We start from the raw sequence: 24,444 nt of genomic DNA, 5'->3' as shown, positions 1-24,444 counted from the left end.
ACGCAAACTTGTACGAATCAGGCCTCCGGTGTGCGATTTTGCGTCTGCTCGCGGTGAGAAAGATACTCGCGAGGGTTCATCCCGGACTGCATGAGTTCGGCGCGGCGAGCCGCGACATCGGATGCCGCGCCCACCATGTTCGTCAAGATGTGACTGACCTGTAGATGCACACGCATGCCCATCAGTTCCCAGGCGCGCTTCACGTTGTTCTTTACCGCCATCAGGGTGGTGAGCGGAATCTGAGAGATCCTGCGCGCCATCTCCTCGACGACATCCTCGAGGTCTTCTCGTGGCACCACCCTGTTGAGTAGACCCCAATCGAGCGCCTGCTGCGCCGACAGCGTCGGCGCGAGCAGCAGCCAGTCCATCGTGCGATGCCAGTTCATCAGCAACCACGGTTCGATCATGGTGTGACCGCCGGGCTCACCGAGGGTCTGCGCCAGCGGCATCTGGAAATAAGCGTCTTCGGAAGCGACGCAGAAGTCGGTCAGCAGACCGAGGTAGATGCCGCCACCCACGCAATACCCGTGGATCTGGGAGATTGTCGGCTTGGGAAACTCCCAGAGATACAGCGTGGGCCACAGGAACAGGTCGGCCGTGCCCTTGTAGAGGTCCTCGAATGTGTCACCGAATTCCGGGTAGGGGTTCTCATCGGGACCCCAACGAGCCACATGCCCGCCGCAGAAGCCTTTTCCGTTGGCTTTGAGGATGACCACCTTGATCTCTTTGTCGCGGTCCGCCTCGCGCAGGCAATCGTCGACTTCGTGAACCAGTTGGGCATCCTTGGTGTTGGCCTTGTCAACCCGGTTCAAGATGATCCGCGCAATCGGCGGTTCGCGTTCATAGATGACCGCTTCGAGGACGCGCCGCTCCATCAGCGTGACATTACCGGCCGGCCCGGTCTCAGAGCGAGCGGCTGATGATCTCCTTCATGATTTCGCTTGTGCCGCCGTAGATCTTGCTCACTCGCGCGGCCGTGTAGAGCCGGGCGATCGGGTACTCCATCATGTAGCCGTAGCCGCCGAAGAATTGCAGGCACTTGTCGACGACCTCGACGGATTTGTCGGCGGCGATCAGCTTGGCCATCGACGCCGTCGCCGGGTCGTTGATGCCGTCGATGTATTCCTGGATGCAGTGGTCCACGGTGGTCTTGATCGACAGAGTCTCGGCTTTGAGTGCGGCCAGTTCAAATCTGTTGTGTTGGAACTTGATCAACTGCCGTCCGAACGCTTCTCGTTGCTTTGTGTAGCGGATCGCCTCGAGCACTGCCAACTCGGCGAGACCGGCGCACTGCGAGGCGATGATCAGCCGCTCCCGCGGCAGCTGTTCCATCAGCTGGTAAAAGCCCAAACCCTCTTTCTCTCCCAGCAGATTCGCCGTTGGCACGCGCATGTCGGTGAAGAACAGCTCGCGGGTGTCCTGCCCGTGCAGACCGATCTTCTCCAACACTCGCCCGCGCTCAAACCCCTGCAACTGCGCGGTTTCGGCCACGATCAACGAGACTCCCGCCGCACCCGCCGACGGGTCGGTCTTGGCGACGATGATCACCAGGTCGCAGTGACTTCCATTGGTGATGAAGGTCTTCGATCCGTTGATCACGTATTCGGAACCGTCGCGCACCGCGGTGGTCCGAATTCCCTGCAGATCCGATCCCGCCCCCGGCTCGGTCATTGCGATCGCAATGACCAAGTCCCCACTGATGACTCGGGGCAGCCACCGTTGTTTCTGTTCTTCAGTGCCGTAGGAGTTGATGTAGTGCGCCCCGATTGGCGAGTGCACGACCCAGCCAGATGCGGTGTCCTGCGCGAGGGCCTGCTCCTCGGCGATGACCGCCGAATAGCCGAAATCACCACCGGCGCCACCAAACCGCTCGGGCAGATCGACGCCCAATAAGCCTGCGGCGCCCTGCTTTCGCCAGTACTCCCGGTCTACCTGGTGCTCGCGGGCCCAGCGTTCTTGGTTGGGTGTGGCTTCTCGGAACATGAACTCGGCCGCGTGCTTGCGCAGCAAGCGGTGTTCGTCTGTCTCCCAACTGGCCCGATAAGCCGGAAAGAGCTCGGACACGGCAACCCCCTGAGGCTATTCGACGTGCATGTCGGAATAGGGTCGCATACCTACGGTCGCGTAGGTTGCGATTTCAGCAAATACGGGAGCTATTGCTTTCGCGGACTGCTTCGGGGGCTGTTTCGGGGGCTGCTTCGAGCCCGCGCCACGAGCCAGGCGGAGCCTTCGCCCTCGCCGGTAGCAATGAGGTCGAGTTCCGCGAAAGCTTCAGTCAGCTCCCCGGGTTTGGCGCGGAATCGTCCGGGGTCGGCTCCAACTTCGCTCATGCAACACACGGCCAACAGACCGCCCGGTGCCAAACGCTCAATGACCGCAGCGTCGAGCCGGCGGTCGCGAAATTGGTGGCACACGATCATGTCGACGGGTGGGCCGGGCGGTAACCCGTCGTCGAGATCGAAAGTATCGAACCGGCAGCGCTCGGATACGCCGCTGAGCACGGAAAGTGCCCGTGCGTGCTCGATGGCCACCGGTGAAATGTCCACACCCCGGACGGACAGGCCACGGCGCGCCAGCCAGACCGCCGCAAAACCCTGGCCGCAGGCCAGATCCAGAGCGTGTCCGGCGCGAGGGACGACGTCCAAGTACGGCCGGAGAAAATCGGGCGGCTGCAACGTATCGACCGCTGCCGGCCCGCGACTGCGATATTTCTCGTCCCAACGGCGACGGTCGTCCTGCGCCACGGCGTTACCCTACTTGTCTGGCGCTGCCAGCGGTTTTGAGTCAGGACCGGATGGGTAACACCCCGCAATGGGGACCGGGAATCCCCACCAGTATCGGCTCAGGGCGGATTGGCCTGACGCAACTGGACTAGCATGGAAATCGGGTCGGGCTGAAACCTTGTGAGGTCCCCGATGGGGTACGAAAAAGTTTTTAGGCAGCTGGCTGCAGGTGCGGCCATAACGGCTGCCCTTTCGATGACGGCAAATAATCCCTTGGTCGTTTCGACCATCGGGATTGGCACGGGCGTCGCCAACGCGCAACCCGACGCGCCGCTGCCACTTAAGCCTGGCGGCGGCGGAGGTGGCGGAGGCGGTGGCCACGGCGGCGGCGGAGGCGGCGGTGGCCACGGTGGCGGCGGTGGCGGCGGCCACGCACCAGGCGGCGGCGGTGGCGGTCATGGCGGCGGAGGCGCCGGCCACGCGCCTGGTGGTGGCGGCGGTCCCGGCGGTGGCGGCCATGGCGGCGGAGGCGCCGGCCACGCGCCTGGTGGCGGGGGCGGTCCCGGCGGCGGCAAGGGTGGCGGTGCCGGACCGGGCGGCGGCCCCGGCGGCGGCCACGGTGGCGGCGCCGGACCGGGCGGCGGCCAAGCTGGCGGCGGAGCCGGCCAAGGCGGCGGCCACGGTGGCGGTGCCGGACCGGGCGGCGGCCCGGGTGGCGGCGGAGCCGGCCAAGGCGGCGGTCATGGCGGCCCCGGTGGTGGTCAGGGCGGCGGCAAGGGCGGCGGCCAAGGCCCCGGCGGCGGCCCAGGCGGCGGTGGCGGTCCCGGACATGGGGGCGGCAGCCCCACGCCCGTCGGCGGCAATGGCGGTCCCGGTGGCGCGAACAACAAGACGCGGTCAGTCGCCGACGTACGCGGCGGGTTCCATTCGCCGGGTCGGCCGGATGGCGGCAGGGTTGCGAATTTCCGTGGTCCGGGTGTACCCGCAGCCGACGTCCGCGGCGCGTTCCGCGGACCTGGCGGACCCCGGGCCGACTTCCGCATCGGCGTGCGCGGGCCCGGCATCCCCGCCGGGAACTTCCGGGCAAACTTCCGTGGTATCGGCGCGCCACCCTTTGGCAAGTGGTGGGGCCCCCGCGGCGGCTTGGGCATCAACGTGCGCGGCCTCGGCGGCCACGCCAACCTGAACTGGGGATTCCGCGGTCACGGCTGGCCGGCTTGGCGTTTCCGCAGCGACTTCCGGGGGCCCGGCATCATCGGCGATTTGCGCTGGGATGCCAGGTTCCGCAGCCCAGGCCTGCACCTTCACGTTCCGCCCTGGTTCGGTGGCCCGCCACCGTGGGGTCTGGGACGTGCGCCGTGGGGCTGGGGGCCTCCGCCGCCACCCCTACGCGGCTGGGGCAACCCGCTCTGGGCGTCGCTGCACCCCTTCGGTTGGCGCGGGGGACCACCACCCGCCGGCTGGGTGGCGCCGCCGCTGAACTACATGGGTTACCCCGTCGTCCCGGTATGGGATCCGTACTACCTGCAGTGGGGCTTCTGGCTCTACGGGATCTGGGTCCCGATTCCAACGCCGTAGGCATCAGCTAGGAGGACGTAGCGATGAGCACTCGGAGTGGCGAAACGGGCTCTTTCCGTCCGGGGGGTGGCGGCTACACGCGTCCCCCCCAGACCGATGAGTTCCATCGCGGCCCGCAACCTCGCGACGACGTGCGACGCGCCGCCCCCGAACCTCGTGAGGAACTCCCGCGGCGCACCCCCATCACCAATTTCCGTTCCCCGCCGTGGCAACGTCGCCGACCTTCCAAGACGACGGCGGGTGTGCTTGCAGCGATCGCGCTGGCGGTAGTGGCGCTGGTGGTCGCCGTGGTGTCGTTGGTGACTCAGCCCGAACCCGCACCCTCGCCTACGGCGGCTACCCCCAACCCGCAGGCGATCACGGATGCGGACAAGGCGATGTGCCAGGCCATCGGGCCGCTCATGAAGGAGAACGACGACCGCAGCAATGCATTCTTGGCCACCGGCGAAGCGGGGTCACCCGAACGCGACGCCGCGCTGTCGAAGTTCGTCTCCGATACCCGAGCTTGGGTGCAACGGACGCAACAGACGCTCGACGACCACGCCAGCCCGCCGCGTTTCACCGTCCGCGCGCTGCAGCGCTATGTCGATGACATGCAAATGTTCGTCGCCAGCGTTCGTCCTGGTCCGGGGACCCAATATGACGAGGCGGCTTGGACCGACAGCATCGTTGCCTATGGCGGCGTGCTGTCGTCCTGCCAACAGTTGGGCGTCAGCTGGTAGCACAACATCGTGGCCTGAAACGGCCGGGACATCGGACCATACACGACGGATAGCCCGTATGCTCCTGTCATGAAAGATCGGCGGGCGGCTCCTCATGCGTAGCCACGGCTGGTCCGGAAACACACCTGCCTCCGACGAAGAGGCCATCGAGCGAATCCTGGACGCGGCCGACCGGATTATCAACGAGCGCGGCTCCGCGATGCGGATCGCTGACGTGGCAAGGGATTTGGGCGTCACGCGCCAAACGGTCTATCGCTACTTCCCCGGAACTGAAGCGCTGCTGATAGCCACCGCGATGCGCTCGGCCGACGGCTTCCTCGAGCACCTGGAGGCGCACCTCAAGGGCGTGTCCGATCCGGTCGTGGCGATGATCGAGGGCATCGTGTACGCCGTCGAACACCTGGCCGCGGACAGGCAGTTCGATCTGGTGCTGAAACCGAAGAACCGTGGCGGACAAACCGTTTCCATCATGTCCGACACCGGCATGGCGTTCGGCCGCTCGATGCTGCACAAATTCGATGTCGATTGGGAACAGCACGGCTTTGACGAGGAGGGCCTCGACGAACTGGCCGAGTTCTGCCTTCGGGTGCTGCATTCCTTTCTCGTCGATCCGGGTCGACCACCCCGCAGCGGTGAAGACCTGCGCCGCTATCTCACCCGGTGGATTGGGCCCGCGATCGCTTACCCGCGGCTAGCACAGGCAATGGCTCCCCTGCACGAGCCGGAGCCGCGACGAACGAGACGCCGTTCCTCCGCGGCATCCTGACCCGTAACCGGGCGCGGCCTTGCGGACATGGCCATACATTGCTGATACTGTGTATGGCCAGAGCATCGCCGCACACCCCTGGGAGGCACCAGGATGACAGATCTTCAAGTGAGGCGAGTTCGCTTCGACTTCTCGCACGACGACGTCCCGTTCAATTGGCAGCCTGAACGGCCCGCGTTCGGCATGCTATGCAATCTAATCTCTTTGTTTGCACCAGGATTCGAGAAATTCATTGTCGACGGGACACGCGAGGCCATTCCGTTGATGCGCAGGCCGGAAGACGTCGAGGAAGCAACCGCCTATCTGCGTCAGGAAGCTCAGCACTCGGCGGCCCACATGAGCCACGTCAGGGCCCTGAGCCGACGCTGGCCAGGCCTGCAGAACACCATGCAAGAGGTCATCGATTCCTTCGATCACCTCACCGCCACCAAGCCACTGGCCTGGCGGCTTGCCTACCCCGCCGTTGTCGAGGCGACATTCACGCCCTACTTCAAGGTGTTTCTCGACCACGAAGACAAGCTGTTCCGCCCAGGTGACGAACGGGTCGCGTCATTGTTCATCTGGCATTTCGTCGAAGAGATAGAGCACCGCAGCTCGGCCCTTCTTGTTTACAAAGCCGTACATGACAGCTATCCCTACCGCGTCAAGACCATCGGCGGCGTCGTCAAACACATCAGCGAGATTCTGACCATCATCGCCACCGGCTTCCAAGAGCACGTACCCCCGTGCGATGGTGGTGAATTCGGCCGTCTTATTCCGAATGGACTATCGTTCAACGCCTTTCGTGACTCGCTGAAAGCAACGCGCGAGCTTTGTTCGCCGGGACAGGGTACCTACGCTGGCGTGCCGCGGCGAGAAATCGTCGAGATGATCACCGGCCTGATCCGCTCCCAAGGCCCCGGCCACGACCCGACGTACGAGAAATTGCCGCCCTTCGCGGGCCGCTGGCTGAGGAAGTACGACGAAAACCCCAAGGTCGCCGCCCGTTGGTACACGGTCGGCGCCAACGCCGTCCGTTGACCCCGACTTCTACGATGGGCCAGACGATCAGCCGAGCGAGGAGGTCGACATGGCGGGGCTGGGACAGATTGCGCTGAACAGTGCGCCGGTCTTTGGTGGCGTGATGCTGGCAATTGCCGCCGGTCAACTACGAGGTCCGGACTTTCGCGCATTGATCAAGCAGGACATGGAACTGCTCGAGAAACTTCCACCGGAAGCCGCCGAACGGCGAGCCGAATTGCAGCGCACGATCAACGCCCGCATCGACGACCTCATCGAGGCGGCCGACCGGGGCCGCGCCCTGCGCCAGGCCGCGATGTCCTACCAAGGCAATTGGCGGGACATAGTTCTGCTGCTCTGCGCACTGTTGTTCACGATCATCTGGTGGGACGTCAGCCATAGCCGGAGCAACTGGCTGCCGATGTTCATCCTGCTGATCGTGCTGACGGTGGTGACCGCGGTGTACGCGCTGCGAGGTGTGGGCCGGGCCGTCGCGTCGGCACTGCATCGACGGCACCGCGCCGACCAAGCCTGACCTTTCGGGCAAGGCATTGCCCACCACCTAAGTGTGGTGTCAGGCTATCGACATGACAGAGGCTGAAAGTTTCGTCGACCAAACTGTCAAGGGTATTGCCGATCCGCAGCCCATGTACAAGGCGCTGCGCGAGGCAACCCCGGTGTTCCGGGCGCCGCAAGCGGTGGTGCTCAGCCGCCTCTCCGACATCGAGATGGCGCTCAAGCGGACCGACCTGTTCTCGTCGAACATGGATGCCGTCGATCTGGGCAATGTGCGCCCGCTGATTCCGCTGCAAATCGATCCGCCAGAGCATGCAAAGTACCGGCGGATCCTGGATCCCCTGTTCACCCCGCGAGAAATGGCCCGGCGGGAACCGCACGTCGCCGAGTTGGTGAACGAGATGATCGACAAGTTCGCCGGCCGCGGCGAATGCGACTTCCACGCCGAGTTCGCGGTCCCGCTGCCGTGCACCGTATTCCTGCAGTTGCTCGGCCTGCCCCTTGATGACCTGGACAAATTCTTGGAGTGGAAGGACGGCGTGATCCGCCCGGAGGGCGCCACCAACTTCGACGACCGCCACGACGCTTCGGCGCAGGTGGCGCAGGAGATCTACAACTATTTCGAGCGTGCCATCGACGACCACATTGCCAATCCGCGCGACGACGTGTTGTCGGCGATGATCGCCGCGAAGGTCGAAAGCGAGGTGCGGCCGCTTTCCCGTGAGGAGTTGCTCGACATCTGCTTCCTATTCCTGATCGCGGGACTGGACACGGTCACCGACTCGCTGGACTGCTTCTTCGTATACCTGGCGCGCCACCCCGATCACCGTCATCAGCTCGTAGAGCAACCCGATATTCTGCCGCACGCCGTCGAGGAGCTATTGCGCTGGGAGACACCGGTGCCCGGGGTGGCCAGGGTCGCGATGCAGGACGTCGAAGTGGGCGGCTGCCCGATCAGCAAGGGCGAAAGGGTCAGCCCGCTGCTCGGAGCGGCGAACACGGACCCGGCCGAGTTTCCTGATCCTGAGCTTGTGGACTTCGCCCGCAGCCCAAATCGCCACCGCGCCTTCGGTGGAGGTCCGCACCGCTGTCTGGGATCGCACCTGGCCCGCATGGAGCTACGCGTGGCGCTGCGTGAATTCCATAAGCGCATACCAGATTACGAAATAACGCCGGGAACCGAGCTGCAGTACACCGCCGCGCTGCGCTCGGTTGAGGCACTGCCACTTACGTTCCCGGTTGCGGCGCGATGACACACGTATCGGTCGACCCCGACCGTTGCGTCGGCCATGGACGTTGTTACACGCTGGCCCCAGACATCTTCGACGCCGACGAGGTTGGACATTCGATCGTGCGTGTTGCCGAAGTCTCCGGCGAATTGGAACTGCACGCGAGCACCGGCGCGCAGAACTGCCCGGAAGACGCGATCACCCTTAGTCAGTGAATTGCACAGTTTGCTAGGTACGCTGACGCAAACCACAGAAAGGGACGCTCGCCAATGCAACCCAACCAGTTGGATCCGATCGCCAGCGAACGGTTGTCCCACGCTGACAAGTCATGGACCTCCGACTTATCGATCAACGAGTTCGCCCTGCTGCATGGCGCCGGGTTCGAGCCGATCGAGTTGGTCATGGGCGTGTCCGTCTATCACGTCGGCTTCCAATTCAGCGGCATGCGCCAGCAACAGGAACTCGGCGTTCTGACCGAGGCAACCTACCGGGCGCGCTGGAATGCCATGGCGCGGATGCAGGCCGAAGCCGACGCACTCAAGGCGGACGGGATCGTCGGCGTCCGACTCAACTGGCGCCACCACGGCGAGGGTGGTGAGCATCTGGAGTTCATGGCGGTCGGCACCGCGGTCCGCTACGTCGACAAACCGGGGGCATTCCGGCGTCCGAACGGGCAAGCGTTCTCCAGCCACCTGTCCGGCCAGGACATGGTGACGTTGCTGCGCTCCGGATTTACGCCGGTGGCTTTCGTGATGGGCAACTGCGTGTTTCACATCGCCGTGCAGGGGTTCATGCAGACGCTGCGGCAGATCGGCCGGAACATGGAAATGCCGCAGTGGACGCAGGGCAACTATCAAGCGCGCGAGTTGGCGATGTCGCGGATGCAGACCGAGGCGGAGCGAGACGGTGCGACCGGGGTGGTCGGGGTGCACTTCTCCATCTCGAACTATGCGTGGGGAATGCACACCGTGGAGTTCTATACGGCCGGGACCGCCGTGCGCCGCACCGGTAGCGGCGAAACCATAAAACCGTCCTTCGTCCTGACGATGGATAACTGATGGTTGATTTCGACATCGACAGAGTCAGCCGCACAATTTCCGCCGCGCTGTACGGCCCCGGCGGGGTCGGGTTGGTGGTCAAAGTGTTCGCCGGACTGCCGGGAGTGATCCACACGCCGGCGAAACGCGGGCTGTTCCGATCGAATCCCGAGCGCATCCAGATCGGCGACTGGCGTTACGAAATTGCCCACGACGGGCGCCTACTCGCCGCGCACCTGGTGAACGGCATCGTCATCGGCGAGGAAACCCTGGATGCCGCGGCCGTCGGCCCGCACATCGGCCGTGCGCTCGGACAAATCGTCGCCAGGTACGGCGCCACGGTAATTCCTAACATCAACGCGGCGATCGAGGTGCTGGGCACCAGTAGCGGCTATTCGCACTGACGTCGCCACGTCACCGAAGGTCTTGTCCGCCTGATGGTTCCGACTCGGGTGTGGCCGTGGCGCCGGCACGACCCGCTGACCGGTGATCGCTGCACTCCAATAGCTCCTTGAGCGCATCGGGGAACCCGTCGGCAATCCCCCACAAGTCCGGAATCAGGTCGGGGCATGAAATGATGCCGATCCCCAACTCCCCGTTGAGCGACATCACAGTGATGTTCAGACCCGCGCTACCCAGCAGCGGGCCGAGCGGGTACATGGTGTCTATGCCGCACCCCAGGAAATACAACTGGTTCTGTGGCCCTGGCACATTCGACAAGATCATGTTGTAGACGGGGCTGCTGCCGATCGGAATGTGCGGCAGGAGGCGCATGGCGGCATCGAACATCGTCTGACCGCCGAACTGCGTCCAGTCGTGCAGCAACGTGGGACCGATGGCCGCGGTGTGGTCCTTGGCCGCGGCATTGCCTGCGGCGATGGTGCGAATGCGCTCGGCGGGGTCACTGATCTGGCTCTCGACGCGGCAGAACATCCACGTGGTCTGGTTGCGGCCCGGCCGGTCGGACTTGTCGTGCACCGACACCGGCACCGTCGCTACCAGCGGGGCCTCGGGCAGCTCACCGCGTTCGAGCAAGAACCGCCGCAGCACTCCGGCGCATAACGCCACCACCACATCGTTGACGGTGACTCCGAACCGGTCCTTGACCCGCTTGACGTCGCGCATATCGAGTTGGGTGTAGGCGATATTTCTCTGTTTGGTCAACGAGCCGTTGAACGGCGTCGGCGGCGCGGAAAATGGCGCTGCCATTGCGCGACCTTCGCGCGCTCGGAGCACCGTTTGCGCCACCGTCATCAAGGTCGCCGGCACCACACTGGCCAACTTGAGCGGGCGCAGCGCGAAATTCAGGAAGCCGCTGGCCGCGATCTCCAGCGCACTCCCCCGTCCCGCGCCCGTGACGGGCTGCGGCGCCGGCGCATCGGGCTTCACACTGCACAGCTGGGCCAGCAGGTTCGCCCCGGCTACCCCGTCGACCAAGGCGTGGTGAACCTTGAGCATCACCGCCACCGTGTCGTCGCGGGCACAGCCTTCGATGACCCACATCTCCCACAGCGGCCGGTCGCGGTCCAATGGCAATCCCGCTATGTAGCCACAGATTTCGGACAGTTCACGTCGGCTCCCCGGGGCTGGCATCGCAATCCGGTGCAGGTGGCGCCGCAGGTGAAAGTTCTCGTCATCCACCCACACCGGGTGGTCCGGGTTGAACTGGGTGTCGGCCAGTTTCATCCGAAACTCCGGCACTGCCTGCACATGTTTGGACAGCACGGTGCGGAACCTCGCGTAGCTGTACCCCCCGGGCATCGTCGACGTGTCCAGTTCCAACACGCAGCACACGTTCAGCGGCTGCGTCGGTGTCTCCAGATAGAGAAAGAATGCGTCAAGCCCACTAAGTCGTTCCATGGTCGCCCGCCCGTCGACGAGAAGAAATTTTTCGAATGCCCCGATCCCCAGAAAACGAGTTTAGGTAGCGGAATGCCGGGAATCCACCCCCACGGAAAGGCGTTGGCGTTAAATATTGGTGACCGCCGTGCTAATGCGGCGGGTTCGGCGCTGCGCGCGGCGCCACCAATTCCGGGTGCGGCCGATGCCCCGGATTAGTTGCGGGGCATACCCGAAACCCACAAAAAACAAACAACATTTTTTCGCCGCGGGCCATCGCCACCCTGATGTTTCTCAGCCCCCGGCCGGTCGACTACCACGTCAGCAAGATCTTCACCAAGCTCGGCTTGTCGTCGCGCGCCGAACTCATTCGTATGTCAGCGGTGCTGGAATGACTCGTGCAACGTTCGCGGCTGCTGGGCAGTGTCCGGTAGACAACTCACATGACTCTTGGCGCCTGCGCGATCACGATCTTTCATCCCCCCGCTGACCCAGCGGGACTCGGCCGGTGGGTTGCCGAGTACATCGCGTCGGCCGGCAACGCTCCCGGCTACCTCAGCGCACGTGAATCGGTGCCAGGCAGCGGGCATCTGGATTTCGCCGTCGAGGTGACTTTCGAGCACACGGAGCAGTTGCATGAGTGGCTGGACGGTTCCGAACGCGATGCCGTCCTCCGCGACGGGCAAGCGCACGGCTTCTGGTGCGCTGCTGAGTTGATACTTGCCGAGGGTGAGCTGCCACCCACCAACGCAGGGGTCTTCCTGCACCGGGTCGCGCGCGGCAAAGAATCCGAATTCGTCTCGGCCCAAAGCGATCTGACGCTCGTGAGCGCTCGCTTTCCGGGCTACGAGGGGACGGTGCTGTTTCCGGCGGACAGCTCGGGCCACTGGATGTCGGTGCTGCGCTTCCGGACCGCCGGTCAGCTGAACGCGTGGATTCGTTCACGCGAACGCCAGGAAGCGTTGCCGCGATTACGCAATGAGTTGACCCACGATTTTGCCGAGTTGCCGCGTAGCGCCCCGTTCGGGTCGACCGTTCGGGTTGCCGACGGAGAAACCAAAATCACCCCGGGTTGGAAGTCGGCGATGTTGGTGGTCCTGTGCCTGTATCCGACCGTGATGCTGCTTTCCAAGACACTGGCGCCAGCCCTCGGCGATATCGGCGCCAACCCGGCCGCGGCCATGTTCGTCGGCAACGTCGTCAGTGTCGCTCTGTTGCAGTGGGTTCTGGTGCCGGCGGCCTCCCGCCCTTTCCGCCGCTGGCTCGACCCGATCGACGGCGCTCCGGCGCGGATCAGCGCGGTAGGGACGGCGGTCGTTGCGGCCGCGTGCGCGGCGCTGTTGGTCATGTTCTGCCTGATCGGGTAGTCAGCCGCCGATCATCGCGTGCAGCTCCTCGACCGACCACGGATCCGAGTCTGTGTGGTCGCGGTACCCCACCACCTGCGGCGTCGGCTTGTTGAATTTGCCGACGAATCCGCCTGCGGCAATGAATATTTGGCCGGTCAGGGCGGACGCCAGATCACTGGCGAGATACGCATAGAGGGGCGCTACAAACTCGGCCGGGGCGGCGTCCAGTGACGCTCGCATGGTCATCTCGTCGAGCAAACCGCGACGGTGGAGGTTCTGGATGTGCTCCTCGTATTCCGCGCCGGTTGACAACCGTGTCCTGGCGCCGGGGCAGATCACGTTGGCCCGCACCCCCGATCCCTTCAATTCCGCCGCAATGGCCACGGTCAACCCGTTGACGGCGCCTTTGCCGGCCGGATAGCCGGTGCCACCGTAGTCGCCGAGGAACGCCACCGAGCTGGTATTGATGATCGACCCGTGCCCCTGTGCGGCCATGATCGGCGCGGCCGCCCGACACGTGTGAAACACCGTGCCGAGGTGGGCTTGAATCAGATCGTCGAATTCGCTCGCCGAGATATTCAGGATCGAGGAATGCGGCGGCTCGGCCACCCCGGCACAGTTGATCAGCACGTCCAATCGCCCGTAGGAGCCAAGGCATTTCTCGATCAGCGCCTGGGCGATGCCTTCGTCGGATGCCGCTCCGACCAGACCGGTGGCGCTGCCGTGGTGTGCGGCAAGTGCATCGACCGTTTCTTGCACGGGGTCGGCGTCGCGCCCGTTGACCACGACGCCCGCGCCGAGGCCGCAGACGTGTTCGGCAACCGCTCGCCCGATGCCTCGACTTCCGCCAACGATCACGACCCCGCGTCCGGCGAGCAACTTGTCGTCAGTCATGGCGTTCGATTCATACGGGCTCGCGCGGCCACCAGATCCAACGCTCGAGCACCACAACGATGGCCGGTAGCACGAAGCTGCGGACCACCAGGGCGTCCAGCAACAAACCGAGACCGACGGTGACGCCGATCTGCGCCACGCTCAGCGCGCTACTGGTCGCCAGCCCGAACATCGTTATGCCGATGACGATTCCGGCGACAGTTATCACGGCGCCCGTGGCGGCGAACGTGCGAATGATACTGACCCGTGGCCCGCCGGGACGTTCTTCACGCATGCGCCGCGCCAACAGCAGGTTGCCCGAGGAACCCAGCGCTATCAGCAACACAAACGCGATCGGCGGGACCAGCCAATGCAATTCGTAACCAAGTAGGCGTTGCCAGAACATCACGCTGGCGCCGAGCGCGCAGACGTAGGACATCGCGATGGTGGCCAAGACGACGATGCCGGCGAGTGGACTTCGTAGCAGTAGTGCGGCGATCGCAAAGATGACGACGAGTGTGATGGCCACCAACAAGAGCAGGTCACCGCCGACGAGATCTTGGATGTCGCGGGTGGTCGGCCCGACGCCGGTCAGTTGCACCGCAACCGGTTTGAGGGTGCCGTCCTGGGTCGCATCCTTCACCGCACTGACGATGGCGCGAGCGCGCTCTGCACCTTCACTTCCCCACTCGTCACCTTCCCCGTACACGAGTAGTCGTGTCGCGAGTCCGGTCGACGAGATGAAATCGTCCAGGACCGGCCGCATATTCGGATCGGTAAGGATCCTGCGGGAGGCATAGAGGTTCGCGCCCGGGGCATCCGGTGAGACGGCAGCCAGTTCATGCAGGTAACCCGGCATTTCCAGGATGGATACCGGCGTTGCGGGGTTGTTCAGCACCAGCTTTAGTTGTGCCGCCGACGCCCGTACCTGCGCCATCTGGCCGGACACTTGGTCCATGATTTGCGCAAAGCTAGCCCCTCCGGACGTCGCCGCCGCGTCGGCGATCCCCTGGGCCAGCTGTTCTGCCCCGTCGGCCAGGTTCTTGGCAGTGTCAGACACTCCATTCGCCCATGCCACCGCCCCTTGGGCGGCCGCGCATACGGGGGTCGCGACGCAGTCCGGAATCGACCCTACGAAGCTGCGGAGCGGGTCGAAAATCTCGACGACGTCAGCAGATCGACTGCGGAGTTTGACGATCGCGTCCTGCGTCAGATGGACGGCCAAACTCACCTGACCAATTCCATACACGCTCTGTTGCATGGCACCTTGCAGCAGGTCCAGCGACTTCACCACTTCATTCGCCGCAGTTTCGAGGTTAGGCAGGGCGTCCTGCCGCGCCGCCAGCAGGTCGCCGAAGTCGTAGAGATTGTCGCCGAGATTTCCGCCCGACGCCGTCAACGCGGCTTGCTTGGATGCCAGTCCGCTGGGGTGGCTGGCGGACTGCACCATGCGTACGCCGGGAATGGCCATGATCGAGGTCGTGATCTTTTCGACGGCCGTCAGACCGGTCGGGTTGCGAATGTCGTGATCGGTCTCGATGGTGACGACGGCGGGTAGCAGTTCATTGGGCGGGAAGTGTCGATCAGCGGCCTGATATCCGAGGTTGGAGGGAGCCCAACGGGGGGTCGCGGCCGCTTCATTCCAGCCGATCGGCACGCCGGGCAGGGCTATCAGCAGGACTACCGCCAAGACGCCACTGCCCAACAAGTAGGGTGCCGGCCAGCGCGCCACAGCGGTGCCGATTCGCCGGAAGCGGCGCAGCGTACGCCGGCGCTCCGGCGGTTTGAGCAGATCGAAGCGACTGGCGAGCGCGATCAGCGCCGGGGTCAGCGTTAGCGCCGCCAAGCCCACCGCGATAACCCCGATCGAGCACAGGATTCCGGTGGTCCCGAACATGCTGATGCGGGCCAGGTCCAGCCAGCCGACCGCGCCCAGGGGTGCGACCACGATCAGGGTGGAGGCCACGATGGCGGGCGCCACGCCGCGATAGGCGTCGTCCAAAGCGTCTGCCGGATCGAAGTCTTGTCTTCGCCGTTCGTGGTAGCGGCCGATCAGGAAAATCGCGAACACGGTGCCGGTCCCGACCACGACCGCCGTGCTCAGTTCGAGCGAAAACAGATTGACGCCGATCACTTCGCGGTCGACGAGCAGGGTGATGATGGGTTTGGCTATGGCCAATGACATGACGACCGTCACCAGCGGCACCATCGCGGTGATCAGGGATCGGTAGAGAATCAACAACAGGACCAGCAGCACGGCGAACGTGGCCAGCGTGATCAGCTGCGTGTGTCTGTCGATTGCAGCGAACTCGTCCAAGATCGTGACGCCTGGACCGGTGACGAAGACGTGAACGCCGTCGGGAGAGCTCATCTGCGCCACGATGGAACGCACCGCAGTTATCGCCTCCCGCGCTTGCGAGGTACCGATCATGCCCGAAAGACGCAACGTCGCGAACACGGCCTTGTGATCGGCGCTGACTGCCGCATCGGCGGTGGCCGGAATGCCCCACCGGTCTTCAACTTCGAAGATGTGCCGTGAATCGCTGCGCAGCGCGGCCAGCAATTGGTCGTAGTACAACCGGTCGCTGTCGTCGAGTGCGCTGTCCTTCTCGATCACGACGTATGCGATGTTGTCGCCGGGAGCTTCGTCAAACGCCCTTGCCGACCACTGCACCGCCTCCCAGGTGGCGGTGCCATACGGCGAGTACGGCTGATCCTCGAGGGTGATCAGCTGCTCAAGTTGCGGCGCAACGCTATTACCGATGACGACCGCGAGCGCCCATGCGCCGATGACCAGTAGCGCGAAACGCTGGATGAATCGAGCAATCACCGCATGAACCTCAACTGCGTCGCGTGGTCAGGCATCACGGCCGCAAGCCGATACCGCTCGATTGGTGCGTCACCTTCGCCTCGTTTGAGTTCGTGGAGCGACCCTCATCAGAGTCGGCTAATTCAACCACCTCGGACACCGGGTTGGCAGTTATTTCCGCCCGCCGGTGGGCCGCAGCTACCACTCTCATCGGATAAAGTCCCCGGTCATGCGGCTGCTGAAATTCCTCTGGCGACGTGTGCTGGCGTTTGACCGCGTTGGCGCGCGCATCCCGCAGTTGATCCAGGTTTGGCTAATTGAACTGCTTTTCGTGATGCCGCTGACGTTTTTTATCGGGAAAGTCATCGACATCCACGGTGCCTTCGGTGTGGAGGGCACCGGGGAACGGCTGGACGGGGTGTTCTGGGGAGCGTTGGTCATTTCCCTCGTCTTCGGATCCCTTTTTGTGCGCTCACTGATCAGGCCTCGGGTGGTGCAGGGTTCATGGACGCCGGTGGTACACGCCGATATCGGCCCAGTCACCGTTGACGGCGGCAATCGCGCGTGGACGGTGACCTATCCCTACCTAACCAGCCACCCGTCCTATGCCCTACTGCTGCTGCTGACGGCTCCCATCCCGGCGGTCATGTTCGCCGCGACCATCAACCAAGGCGACAGTACCTTTTATTTCCGGGTGACCGGGATAGTGGGGCTGACCATACTTGCCCTGCTGGCAGTAACACGCGTATTGGCCTGGTACGTCTTTCGTTTCGGCCGACGTCAACTCGACGAACAACTCCAGGACATGCCGGTTTCGCCCCGCCGGCTCGGCTGGGAGATTGCCTGGAAACCCGTGCTGGTTGTCGTGCTGTTGATCTATGCGATCGTCTGCATCCCACTGGGGGCCATGTGGCTGAAAGAGAAGCGGACCATCGCCGCGTTGCCCGTCGTCACCGTTTCGGATACGGACTGTCCGGGCAGCTACTTCCGCGTGAAAGGGACGGTGATCTCCCAGCCCATCTACTGGGCGCCGCGCGGCACCGGCCGCGGTGGCAACAATTACGCGGGCGCCGGCGTCTTGGTTGCGCTGCCTTCGGGTGGAGAGGCGCTGTTGCTCGCCGAAGCGCTGTCGGTGGCCGACTTCAGGGGAATGATGGCCCACCTCCACAACGGCGCGCTAAGCGCCGCAGCCAAAGTGATCGACGAATTCACCGCCAGCCAGCGCCAGTATTACGGATTCGACGAGAGTGCTTTTCCAGAGCCAACTTCCGCTGGACGGGTCATGTTGCTGCTATCCAATCCGTAGCTGGCAGCCACGACGACCCTGCGCAAGCTGGGACCGCACCTGAAGAAGCCGAGCTGAAGCGGACCGGCCGGGTGCCGAGTATTGCGCGCCTGACTTCCCTGCCGCCATCCACGAACTCTATTGTGCGACAAGCCGACCGCGGCGCATCGGTCCTGGGCAACTTACGGCGCAGGGCCATGCTCCGGTCATCTCTCCAATGTCGAGCACTTCGTGCTACTGATGCAGGAGAACCGGTCTTTCGACCACTACTTCGTAACCCTCTCGGGCATCCGATGGTTTCGACACGGCGACGCCCGCGTGCGCGCAGAAAGGCTGGAACCCGGCTACTCTATCGAGTCCCTTACCCGCAGACCACGCCGGCGCAGGCAGCCCTTGCGAAGCCCTGGGCCGGCAGCAGTCAGGTGCAGGGAATCCCATGCGGCCCGCCGACCCAGTGACCGGGCGGCGACGGATACGGGCACCACTTCTTGATCTGGCCTGGCGGTACCGGGCTCCACTTACCTGGGTCGATGTTCGGCACCGGTGGGTACGGGATCCACGGGTCAGGATCGGCCGACGCAACCCCCGCGCCTACGCCGAGCGCACCGGCACTCAAGGCGCCAGTCAGTGAAATGGTCCCAATAATCTTTTTGAAATTCATTTTCATGGCCTCCTTTCGGCCGCCTATTCGGCACCCTTTGGGGCGCCTACGCGTTGGACACACGCTTAACAGGGGCTAACGACCACTTAAGATTTGGCTTACCCTGTGAGCCGGAACACCAAACTTCGTCAGCCGACACCGCCATTGTGTCGCTACGGCCCCACAAAGGAAAATATGGACCGGCTCGCAATCGGTTGTCTCAGCGTTTTCGGGCTGCCACCGGTGGACCTGGTTAACGTTGCTGCAGACCTAGGGTGCCGACATATCTCGACCACCGTGCGCGGGTTCCCGCTGGTGCCCCTAGGGTATCGGCCCTTCACCTTGCGAGACACCGCGCTGCGGATGGAGCTTCGCGCCGTCTTGAACCATCGCGGCGTGTCGATCTCACTCGGCGATGGCTTTCTGGTGCTGCCGGACGCCGACACCGCCGACTACGGCGGGGACCTTGACGTCCTGGCGGAGCTCGGCACCCCTCGCATCAATGTCGTCAGCCTGGACCCAGATCTTGGCCGCACCTTCGACCAGCTCGCCACCCTGGCGGAACTGGCCGCCGAGCGTGGCATCGTCACGAACCTCGAGCCGGTACCCGGCTTGACGGTCGGCGACCTCCCGACGGCCCTGGCCGCGGTGAAACACGTTGCACGACAGGACTTTGTGCTACTGATCGACACGATGCACCTGGTGCGGTCCGGAGCCCGTGCGGCGGAAGTGGCCGCCCTCGAGCCCGGATACATCGGGTACGCCCAAATCAACGACACCACACTGCGGCCGCGCGGCGACAACTACATGGACGAAGCCATGTTCGAGCGCATGGTTCCGGGCGAAGGCGACCTTCCGCTGCGCGACATTCTGTCCGCGCTTCCCCGCGACATCATCATCGAAATTGAAGTGCCACAACGGTCCTTGGCGATGGATGGCGTCGGCCCTATCGACCGCCTGCGCCCGTGCGTGGCGGCCGCACGGCGCCTGCTGGCGGGCGCCTTAGCCAGGTGAGATGCGGCTCGGCTGGCGAAGGGGAAGACCGGCCGCCCGATAGATCGCATCGATCACCGTCATGTTCTCCACGGCGTCCTCGGGTGTCGTCTTCACCGGTTCTCCATGCAGCACCGCAGCGGTGAACGCATCCAGCTGGTAGGCGTAGGAGGCCCGACGGGGGAACCGTTCCCTCCGTTTGCCATTGGGCGATTGTATGGACAGCCGGTGAAACAGCTGCGGTACGACGGGGTTCAGCACCCGCAAAGCGCCGCGGTCACCGACGACGCGCACGCTCATATCCAACAGGCTCGACGACCACATCGAGCAGCGGACGCGGCCCATACAACCGCCCGGATAACGCAACTCGGCAGTCATGGCTCGATCCACCTGCGGATCACGGGTTTTGGCCTGGGCCGAGACGACTTCCGGTGTGGCGCCGCCGAATATCCGGGCCATATGGACCGCGTAGCATCCCGCATCCATCAGCGCGCCACCGGCGAGCGAGTAGTTGTACCGGATGTCGGAGAATTTGGGCAGCGGGAAGCACATCGACGTTTCCACCCGCTGCAGGTTGCCCAGCTCGCCCGAGGCGATGATTTGTTCAACCCGCAAAGCCAGCGGGTGGTAGCGGTAGTGGAAAGCCTCCATCACGACGCGGTCCGACTTCGCTGCCAGGCCGGCAATCTCACGCGCCTCCGCGGCGTTGGCGGTGAACGGTTTCTCACACAGCACGTGCTTGCCGGCGGCCAGAGCCGCCCGCGTCCATACCCCGTGCAGACCGTTCGGCAGTGGGTTGTAGATGGCATCAAGGGTCGGGTCGCCGATCAGCTTGATATAGCTGTCGTGCACTCTGGCGATGCCGTGTTTGGCGGCGAAGGCCTCGGCCCGCGACACATCGCGCGCCGCCACCGCGGCCACCTCCACTTTGGGGTTGTCCTTCGCCGGATTGACCAGGGCCAGCGGGGCGATCCGGGCGGCTCCCAGAATGCCGATCCGCAGCGGCGCCCGGTGCCGTGACTCACCCATCGTGGTCACCGGGTCGGCGACGGGCGAATACGGGCGCGCGTTCGGGACGCACCCCGATACCGATGAAGTATGCGGGCACGAAAGCCAGCCACGGTAGCCGTTCCACCAGACCTAGCAGGGCCATCGGCGGGGCGAAATCCTTGCCCTGCAGCAGCGGGCCGAGCAACGCGCGCTGCAGCACCCGCTGCACCGCCTGGGTCACCGCGGTAGGGAATGCGCGGCGGCGGCGGACGGCCGCCAGGGCGCGGTCGGTCACCCGATGTTGTCGCAGTGGTTCGGCCAAGATGGTGGCGGCGGCGACGGCATCCTGCACCGCCAGGTTGATGCCCACCCCGCCCAGCGGTGACATCGCGTGCGCGGCGTCACCGATGCAGAGCAGCCCGTCAACATGCCAGCGCCGCAATCGGTTTACCCGCACATCGAGATGCTTGATGTCGTCCATTGAGGTCAGCGTGTCCACCGAGGTAACCGCCTCGGGCACCAAGGCCGCAACCTCGCGACGGAATTCATCGATGCCCCGCGTGCGCAGCTCGGCATCGGTGCCCTTGGCCCCCAGGTATGCGATTTGGAAGTAACCCTCCCGGGGAATCACGGCCAAGGCCTTGCCGGGACCGACGCGCGGCAGGAAGGAGAAATCGACACCACCGTCGTGGGGAAGCCTGAACCACCACACATCGAAGTTCACCGGGTACTCGCGGGTTTTCAAGCCGGCCTCATGGCGCGCGATCGACCACCGCCCGTCACATGCCACCGTCAACTCGGCCCGCAACTCACCGGGACCGTCCGGGCCTTCATAGCGCACCCCGGCCACTCTGCCCGCCTCGTGAATCAGGCCGGTGACCTCGCTGTTCATCAGCAAGGTGAAGGTCGGTTCGGCCTTTGCCGCTTCGGCCAACAGGTTCAACAGGTCCCACTGCGGCACCATCGCGACGAACGGAAAGGGCTGGCGCAAACGTTCGAAGTCGACGTAGGTGATCGAGCGCCCGTCCACGTCGAACTCGGCCTTGCTGACCTTGGTGAATGGCAAGGCCGCGAACCGATCCCACAACCCAAGCTCGTCGAGTAGCCGCAGCGTCGTCGGATGAACGGTGTCACCGCGGAAGTCGCGCAGGAAATCGCCGTGCTTCTCCAGCAGGGTGACCTGCACACCGGCGCGAGCCAGCAGCAGGCCCAGAACCATCCCCGCCGGACCACCGCCGACGATCGCGCACGTGGTTGTATCGGGCATCAGCGCTCAAGCATAGGCCGCTGTCAACGCTGAGCGTCACAACGTGATCGCTGGATCCTGATGTCGACCTGAATGCGCTACGCCGGCAGTGTTGTCACTCCTGGCCGCGCGGCGGCGGCTGCACCTCGACTCCGCCCGACTCGTGCTCCGGTCCGGCGGCGGGATGCTCGGCAGGAACGCGGTCGCGGAATCGCTGCGCTTCGCTTCCTTCGCGTCGTTCCGCGGCGCCGTTCCCGCTGTGGTACGGCCCAGGCTTCGGGCGGGGCTTCCCGCCGGGGAACGCCAACCGAAAGATGGTGCGGTGCACCATGTACCACTGCTTCGAGAACCGTCCGGAGTTGTAGGGCAGCTCGTAACGCTCGCATATCTCCTTGATCTTCGGTGCGATCTCGGAGTACCGGCTACTCGGCATGTCCGGGTACAAGTGATGTTCCACCTGGTATCCCAAATTGCCGCTGATCACGTGGAACAACGGGCTGCCGTCGATGTTTGCGGCACCGACCAGTTGGCGCAGATACCATTCGCCGCGGGTCTCGTTCTCGACCTCTTCCTTACTGAAGGTGTAGGTCTGGTCTGGGAAGTGGCCGCAGAAGATGATGGCGTGCGCCCACACGTTGCGGATGACATTGGCCAGCGCGTCGGCGGCCAGGGTACGCAGGTAGGTGCTTTCCGCGCCGGGCAACACTTTGTCCAGGAACGTAGCGGTGGCGCCGACCCGTCCTTTGTTCGATATCTTGCGGAGTCGCCGGCCCAGGCGCGATGTCGAAGGCTGGTCAAGCCGACCGCCCGAGGCCAGCTGCGCCAGGGTGAAGGCGCCGGCGCTGATCAGCGGCCAACCGATGTAGTCCTTGATGATTTGCGAACGCGCCTTGACACCAATGCCTTTGAGGTCTTTGCGCACCTCTGACCAAGGCTTCTCGCGGGCCCTGATGGCTTCGATGTCCATGTCGTGCACCGCCACACCCCATTCGAACAACACGGTGAGCAGCAAGTTGTACAACGGCTGCGCCAGATAAGCTGGGCTCCACTTCTGATTTGGATCGATCCGCATGATCTCGTAGCCAAGGTCCTTATCCAAGCCACGAATGTTGGTGTAGGTGTGGTGGATGTAGTTGTGGGAGTGCTTCCACGACTCCGCGGTCGAGGCGGTGTCCCAGTCCCAGACCGAGGAATGGATGTCGGGATCGTTCATCCAATCCCATTGGCCGTGCATGACGTTGTGGCCGATCTCCATGTTCTCCAAGATCTTGGCCATACCCAGGCATGCCGTGCCGAGCAACCACGCGGTTTTCGATCGGGAGGCCAGTAGCAGCACGCGCCCGACTACCACGATCTGCCGTTGGGTCGAGATCACCGTCTTGATGTAGCGGCGGTCGCGCTCGCCAAGGTCGGCGAATACTTCGTCGTGAATCGCGTCCAGTTCTTTGCCGAGCTTCTCCCGTTCTTGCTCGCTCAGGTGCGCGAATGGACTTTGGGTCCGTTGCAGAGTTGAAGTCACTGCGGTTCCTTTCGATCAAAGTTCGAGTTCGACGTCGCCTTCCGCACTGTTGATGCAGATCCGAACGTCCTGTTCGGTGGGCTCACTGATCTCGCCCGAGCGCAGGTCGCGCAGCTTGCCCGATTTCAACGTGCCCACGCAGGTGTGACAGATGCCGATGCGGCAGCCAAAGTTCAATTCCAGCCCGGCCTTCTCGCCGGCCTCCAAAATCGAGGTCCCGCCGTCACATTCGACTTTCTTGTCACTCTTGAGGAAGCAGACTTCGCCGCCCTCGCCGTCGCCGGCGTCGCCGCCGATCTTGGGCTGGAATCGCTCGAAATGCAGGCTGTCTGGGTCGCCGTTGTTCTCCCAATGCTCGATGAGCGCATCGAGCATTTCTTCCGGACCCGAGCAGAACGCTTCCCGTTCACGCCAGTCCGGACACTCTTCGTCCAGGTGGCCAGGTTCGAGCCGGCCCCGCTCCCCCGTCAGGCGCACGTCCAGCCGCACCCGCTCATACCGGTCGGCGAGGTCCTCAAGGACCGGCAGGAACATGACCTGGTCACGGGTGCGAGCGGAGTGGATGTGCACCACGTCGCAACCGTCGGGGCCGAGTGCGCCGCGATGGTCGAGGCTGCGCAGCATGCTCATGATCGGGGTGATGCCGCTGCCCGCGCTGATGAACAGCATCTTTTTAGGCAGTGGTTCGGGCAGCGTGAAGACGCCTTCGATCTCGCCGAGCCGTACCAGTTCGCCGGGCTCGATCCTTTCCACCAGGAACGGCGACACGACGCCACCGTCGACCTTCTTCGGGGTGACGCTGATCAGGCCGTCCTCGGGTTCGGGGTCAGAGGTCAGCGAATAGGCCCGCCAGTGGTAGACGCCGTCGATGACCACGCCAAGCCGCACATATTGGCCGGGCTTGTGCCCCGGCCATTCGTACCCGGGCCGAATGAGGATGCTCGCCGCCTGTGAACCCTGTGGTTCGACCCGTTCAACCTTGCCGCGCAGTTCCTTCGTCGTCCACAGCGGGTTGATCATCTCGAGGTAGTCGTCGGGTTCCAGCGGCTTGAACAATCTCCCCACCGCGCGCAGGAACAACCGCCGTCCGCGTGACACCTGGGGTTCAGCACCGCGTTCAGCCATGCCCCTACGGATACACGCTTGTACACCTAACTAAACCAAAAATTCCAAAGTCGTTGCTATTCAACGCTATTAGAATTCATCGACGATATGCCAAGATAAACAGCCGTTCACTGGCATGCGTTGGGCCGATGACCGGGGCTGACTGTTCTCACTGGCTTGCCCCGATTTGCGCAGCCGCAAACGCCGGATGAGCTGTGGAAACGTCG

Annotated in this window: 24 protein-coding genes and 1 pseudogene; 14 read left to right on the top strand and 11 right to left on the bottom strand. The window is 64.1% G+C overall.

Translation table 11 applies throughout. The features are described from left to right. Nucleotides 1-17: 17 nt before the first annotated feature. From G6N68_RS13005 to G6N68_RS12995, 3 genes are all read right to left on the bottom strand, one after another. Nucleotides 18-875, bottom strand: a complete 858-nt coding sequence (locus tag G6N68_RS13005) for an enoyl-CoA hydratase-related protein (protein WP_163712589.1) — start codon at nucleotides 873-875, stop codon at nucleotides 18-20. A 28-nt stretch (nucleotides 876-903) separates the two neighbouring features. After that, on the bottom strand, nucleotides 904-2,064 hold the full coding sequence (locus tag G6N68_RS13000; protein ID WP_163712586.1) for an acyl-CoA dehydrogenase family protein: 1,161 nt from the start codon (nucleotides 2,062-2,064) through the stop codon (nucleotides 904-906). Between the two features lie 89 nt (nucleotides 2,065-2,153). After that, nucleotides 2,154-2,744, bottom strand: coding sequence for an SAM-dependent methyltransferase (locus G6N68_RS12995; protein WP_163712581.1), 591 nt, complete (start codon nucleotides 2,742-2,744; stop codon nucleotides 2,154-2,156). A gap of 234 nt (nucleotides 2,745-2,978) precedes the next feature. On the opposite strand from G6N68_RS12995, the gene G6N68_RS12990 reads away from it, so the two are divergent. The 9 genes from G6N68_RS12990 to G6N68_RS12950 all read left to right on the top strand — a co-directional run bounded on the left by G6N68_RS12990 (nucleotide 2,979) and on the right by G6N68_RS12950 (nucleotide 9,974). Next, a complete protein-coding gene (locus G6N68_RS12990; protein ID WP_163712578.1) occupies nucleotides 2,979-4,301 on the top strand; it encodes a hypothetical protein in 1,323 nt (440 codons plus the stop codon). 23 nt (nucleotides 4,302-4,324) lie between these two features. Next, on the top strand, nucleotides 4,325-5,023 hold the full coding sequence (locus G6N68_RS12985) for a hypothetical protein (RefSeq protein WP_163712575.1): 699 nt from the start codon (nucleotides 4,325-4,327) through the stop codon (nucleotides 5,021-5,023). A gap of 94 nt (nucleotides 5,024-5,117) precedes the next feature. Then, the gene (locus G6N68_RS12980) at nucleotides 5,118-5,789 is read left to right on the top strand and encodes a TetR/AcrR family transcriptional regulator (RefSeq protein WP_163712572.1); all 672 of its coding nucleotides are present in this window, start codon (nucleotides 5,118-5,120) and stop codon (nucleotides 5,787-5,789) included. A gap of 93 nt (nucleotides 5,790-5,882) precedes the next feature. Beyond that, nucleotides 5,883-6,809: a metal-dependent hydrolase gene (locus G6N68_RS12975; RefSeq protein ID WP_163712568.1), complete on the top strand. Its 927-nt coding sequence runs from the start codon at nucleotides 5,883-5,885 to the stop codon at nucleotides 6,807-6,809. A gap of 49 nt (nucleotides 6,810-6,858) precedes the next feature. Next, a complete protein-coding gene (locus G6N68_RS12970; protein WP_163712565.1) occupies nucleotides 6,859-7,323 on the top strand; it encodes a hypothetical protein in 465 nt (154 codons plus the stop codon). 52 nt (nucleotides 7,324-7,375) lie between these two features. Continuing rightward, complete coding sequence (locus G6N68_RS12965; protein WP_163712562.1) at nucleotides 7,376-8,557, top strand: cytochrome P450; 1,182 nt, start codon at nucleotides 7,376-7,378, stop codon at nucleotides 8,555-8,557. Next, on the top strand, nucleotides 8,554-8,748 hold the full coding sequence (locus tag G6N68_RS12960; RefSeq protein ID WP_163712559.1) for a ferredoxin: 195 nt from the start codon (nucleotides 8,554-8,556) through the stop codon (nucleotides 8,746-8,748). The genes G6N68_RS12965 and G6N68_RS12960 overlap by 4 nt, the downstream gene beginning before the upstream one ends. A gap of 54 nt (nucleotides 8,749-8,802) precedes the next feature. Continuing rightward, nucleotides 8,803-9,591 (top strand): heavy metal-binding domain-containing protein, encoded by a 789-nt coding sequence (locus G6N68_RS12955; protein WP_163712556.1) that lies wholly within the window; start codon nucleotides 8,803-8,805, stop codon nucleotides 9,589-9,591. Beyond that, on the top strand, nucleotides 9,591-9,974 hold the full coding sequence (locus G6N68_RS12950; protein WP_163712552.1) for a DUF5073 family protein: 384 nt from the start codon (nucleotides 9,591-9,593) through the stop codon (nucleotides 9,972-9,974). Before G6N68_RS12955 ends, G6N68_RS12950 begins: the two co-directional genes overlap by 1 nt. A gap of 10 nt (nucleotides 9,975-9,984) precedes the next feature. Here the strand turns inward: G6N68_RS12950 and G6N68_RS12945 are convergent, their stop codons facing one another. Next, on the bottom strand, nucleotides 9,985-11,430 hold the full coding sequence (locus tag G6N68_RS12945) for a WS/DGAT/MGAT family O-acyltransferase (RefSeq protein ID WP_163712550.1): 1,446 nt from the start codon (nucleotides 11,428-11,430) through the stop codon (nucleotides 9,985-9,987). Nucleotides 11,431-11,666: 236 nt separating this feature from the next. On the opposite strand from G6N68_RS12945, the gene G6N68_RS12940 reads away from it, so the two are divergent. Both G6N68_RS12940 and G6N68_RS12935 read left to right on the top strand, forming a co-directional pair. Beyond that, entirely contained in the window at nucleotides 11,667-11,804 is a 138-nt protein-coding gene (locus tag G6N68_RS12940; protein WP_308494662.1) for a LuxR C-terminal-related transcriptional regulator, read from the top strand. 48 nt (nucleotides 11,805-11,852) lie between these two features. Continuing rightward, nucleotides 11,853-12,776 carry a putative antibiotic biosynthesis monooxygenase gene (locus G6N68_RS12935; RefSeq protein WP_163712543.1) on the top strand — a complete coding sequence of 308 codons (924 nt, stop codon included), beginning with the start codon at nucleotides 11,853-11,855 and terminating at the stop codon, nucleotides 12,774-12,776. On the opposite strand, the gene G6N68_RS12930 is transcribed toward G6N68_RS12935, so the two are convergent. Then, a complete protein-coding gene (locus G6N68_RS12930; RefSeq protein ID WP_163712539.1) occupies nucleotides 12,777-13,652 on the bottom strand; it encodes an SDR family NAD(P)-dependent oxidoreductase in 876 nt (291 codons plus the stop codon). Nucleotides 13,653-13,662: 10 nt separating this feature from the next. Then, a complete protein-coding gene (locus G6N68_RS12925) occupies nucleotides 13,663-16,461 on the bottom strand; it encodes an MMPL/RND family transporter (RefSeq protein WP_163712535.1) in 2,799 nt (932 codons plus the stop codon). Nucleotides 16,462-16,627: 166 nt separating this feature from the next. On the opposite strand from G6N68_RS12925, the gene G6N68_RS12920 reads away from it, so the two are divergent. Together G6N68_RS12920 and G6N68_RS12915 are read left to right on the top strand one after the other, a co-directional pair. Continuing rightward, nucleotides 16,628-17,746 (top strand): hypothetical protein, encoded by a 1,119-nt coding sequence (locus G6N68_RS12920; RefSeq protein WP_240355452.1) that lies wholly within the window; start codon nucleotides 16,628-16,630, stop codon nucleotides 17,744-17,746. A gap of 162 nt (nucleotides 17,747-17,908) precedes the next feature. Continuing rightward, nucleotides 17,909-18,095 (top strand): annotated as a pseudogene (locus tag G6N68_RS12915) (alkaline phosphatase family protein); the annotation flags it as partial. Between the two features lie 48 nt (nucleotides 18,096-18,143). Here G6N68_RS12915 and G6N68_RS12910 read toward each other — a convergent pair. Beyond that, nucleotides 18,144-18,386, bottom strand: a complete 243-nt coding sequence (locus tag G6N68_RS12910) for a hypothetical protein (protein WP_163712532.1) — start codon at nucleotides 18,384-18,386, stop codon at nucleotides 18,144-18,146. A 174-nt stretch (nucleotides 18,387-18,560) separates the two neighbouring features. Here G6N68_RS12910 and G6N68_RS12905 point away from each other — a divergent pair, with 174 nt between their 5' ends. Further along, nucleotides 18,561-19,379 (top strand): sugar phosphate isomerase/epimerase family protein, encoded by an 819-nt coding sequence (locus G6N68_RS12905; protein ID WP_163712528.1) that lies wholly within the window; start codon nucleotides 18,561-18,563, stop codon nucleotides 19,377-19,379. On the opposite strand, the gene G6N68_RS12900 is transcribed toward G6N68_RS12905, so the two are convergent. The 4 genes from G6N68_RS12900 to G6N68_RS12885 form a co-directional block, all read right to left on the bottom strand. Further along, a complete protein-coding gene (locus tag G6N68_RS12900; RefSeq protein ID WP_163712525.1) occupies nucleotides 19,368-20,387 on the bottom strand; it encodes a Gfo/Idh/MocA family protein in 1,020 nt (339 codons plus the stop codon). The two genes, G6N68_RS12905 and G6N68_RS12900, sit on opposite strands and share 12 nt — an antisense overlap. Continuing rightward, nucleotides 20,380-21,615: an FAD-dependent oxidoreductase gene (locus G6N68_RS12895; RefSeq protein WP_163712521.1), complete on the bottom strand. Its 1,236-nt coding sequence runs from the start codon at nucleotides 21,613-21,615 to the stop codon at nucleotides 20,380-20,382. Before G6N68_RS12895 ends, G6N68_RS12900 begins: the two co-directional genes overlap by 8 nt. Nucleotides 21,616-21,709: 94 nt before the next feature. Continuing rightward, nucleotides 21,710-23,113: a fatty acid desaturase family protein gene (locus G6N68_RS12890; protein ID WP_163712517.1), complete on the bottom strand. Its 1,404-nt coding sequence runs from the start codon at nucleotides 23,111-23,113 to the stop codon at nucleotides 21,710-21,712. A 15-nt stretch (nucleotides 23,114-23,128) separates the two neighbouring features. After that, entirely contained in the window at nucleotides 23,129-24,238 is a 1,110-nt protein-coding gene (locus G6N68_RS12885) for a ferredoxin reductase (protein WP_163712515.1), read from the bottom strand. Between the last annotated feature and the right edge of the window lie 206 nt (nucleotides 24,239-24,444).

This window comes from Mycobacterium bourgelatii (assembly GCF_010723575.1).
Taxonomy (GTDB): domain Bacteria; phylum Actinomycetota; class Actinomycetes; order Mycobacteriales; family Mycobacteriaceae; genus Mycobacterium; species Mycobacterium bourgelatii.
The sequence above is the reverse complement of the archived record's forward strand: the minus strand, read 5'-3'. Positions and strand labels throughout refer to the sequence as shown.

What these genes read in the sequence shown, in the direction of transcription:
- G6N68_RS13005 (WP_163712589.1), bottom strand. Translation starts at nt 875, where the DNA reads ATGGAGCGGCGCGTCCTCGAAGCGGTCATCTATGAACGCGAACCGCCG.
- G6N68_RS12990 (WP_163712578.1), top strand. Translation starts at nt 2,979, where the DNA reads ATGACGGCAAATAATCCCTTGGTCGTTTCGACCATCGGGATTGGCACG.
- G6N68_RS12985 (WP_163712575.1), top strand. Translation starts at nt 4,325, where the DNA reads ATGAGCACTCGGAGTGGCGAAACGGGCTCTTTCCGTCCGGGGGGTGGC.
- G6N68_RS12980 (WP_163712572.1), top strand. Translation starts at nt 5,118, where the DNA reads ATGCGTAGCCACGGCTGGTCCGGAAACACACCTGCCTCCGACGAAGAG.
- G6N68_RS12975 (WP_163712568.1), top strand. Translation starts at nt 5,883, where the DNA reads ATGACAGATCTTCAAGTGAGGCGAGTTCGCTTCGACTTCTCGCACGAC.
- G6N68_RS12970 (WP_163712565.1), top strand. Translation starts at nt 6,859, where the DNA reads ATGGCGGGGCTGGGACAGATTGCGCTGAACAGTGCGCCGGTCTTTGGT.
- G6N68_RS12965 (WP_163712562.1), top strand. Translation starts at nt 7,376, where the DNA reads ATGACAGAGGCTGAAAGTTTCGTCGACCAAACTGTCAAGGGTATTGCC.
- G6N68_RS12960 (WP_163712559.1), top strand. Translation starts at nt 8,554, where the DNA reads ATGACACACGTATCGGTCGACCCCGACCGTTGCGTCGGCCATGGACGT.
- G6N68_RS12955 (WP_163712556.1), top strand. Translation starts at nt 8,803, where the DNA reads ATGCAACCCAACCAGTTGGATCCGATCGCCAGCGAACGGTTGTCCCAC.
- G6N68_RS12950 (WP_163712552.1), top strand. Translation starts at nt 9,591, where the DNA reads ATGGTTGATTTCGACATCGACAGAGTCAGCCGCACAATTTCCGCCGCG.
- G6N68_RS12945 (WP_163712550.1), bottom strand. Translation starts at nt 11,430, where the DNA reads ATGGAACGACTTAGTGGGCTTGACGCATTCTTTCTCTATCTGGAGACA.
- G6N68_RS12935 (WP_163712543.1), top strand. Translation starts at nt 11,853, where the DNA reads ATGACTCTTGGCGCCTGCGCGATCACGATCTTTCATCCCCCCGCTGAC.
- G6N68_RS12930 (WP_163712539.1), bottom strand. Translation starts at nt 13,652, where the DNA reads ATGACTGACGACAAGTTGCTCGCCGGACGCGGGGTCGTGATCGTTGGC.
- G6N68_RS12910 (WP_163712532.1), bottom strand. Translation starts at nt 18,386, where the DNA reads ATGAATTTCAAAAAGATTATTGGGACCATTTCACTGACTGGCGCCTTG.
- G6N68_RS12905 (WP_163712528.1), top strand. Translation starts at nt 18,561, where the DNA reads ATGGACCGGCTCGCAATCGGTTGTCTCAGCGTTTTCGGGCTGCCACCG.
- G6N68_RS12900 (WP_163712525.1), bottom strand. Translation starts at nt 20,387, where the DNA reads ATGGGTGAGTCACGGCACCGGGCGCCGCTGCGGATCGGCATTCTGGGA.
- G6N68_RS12895 (WP_163712521.1), bottom strand. Translation starts at nt 21,615, where the DNA reads ATGCCCGATACAACCACGTGCGCGATCGTCGGCGGTGGTCCGGCGGGG.
- G6N68_RS12885 (WP_163712515.1), bottom strand. Translation starts at nt 24,238, where the DNA reads ATGGCTGAACGCGGTGCTGAACCCCAGGTGTCACGCGGACGGCGGTTG.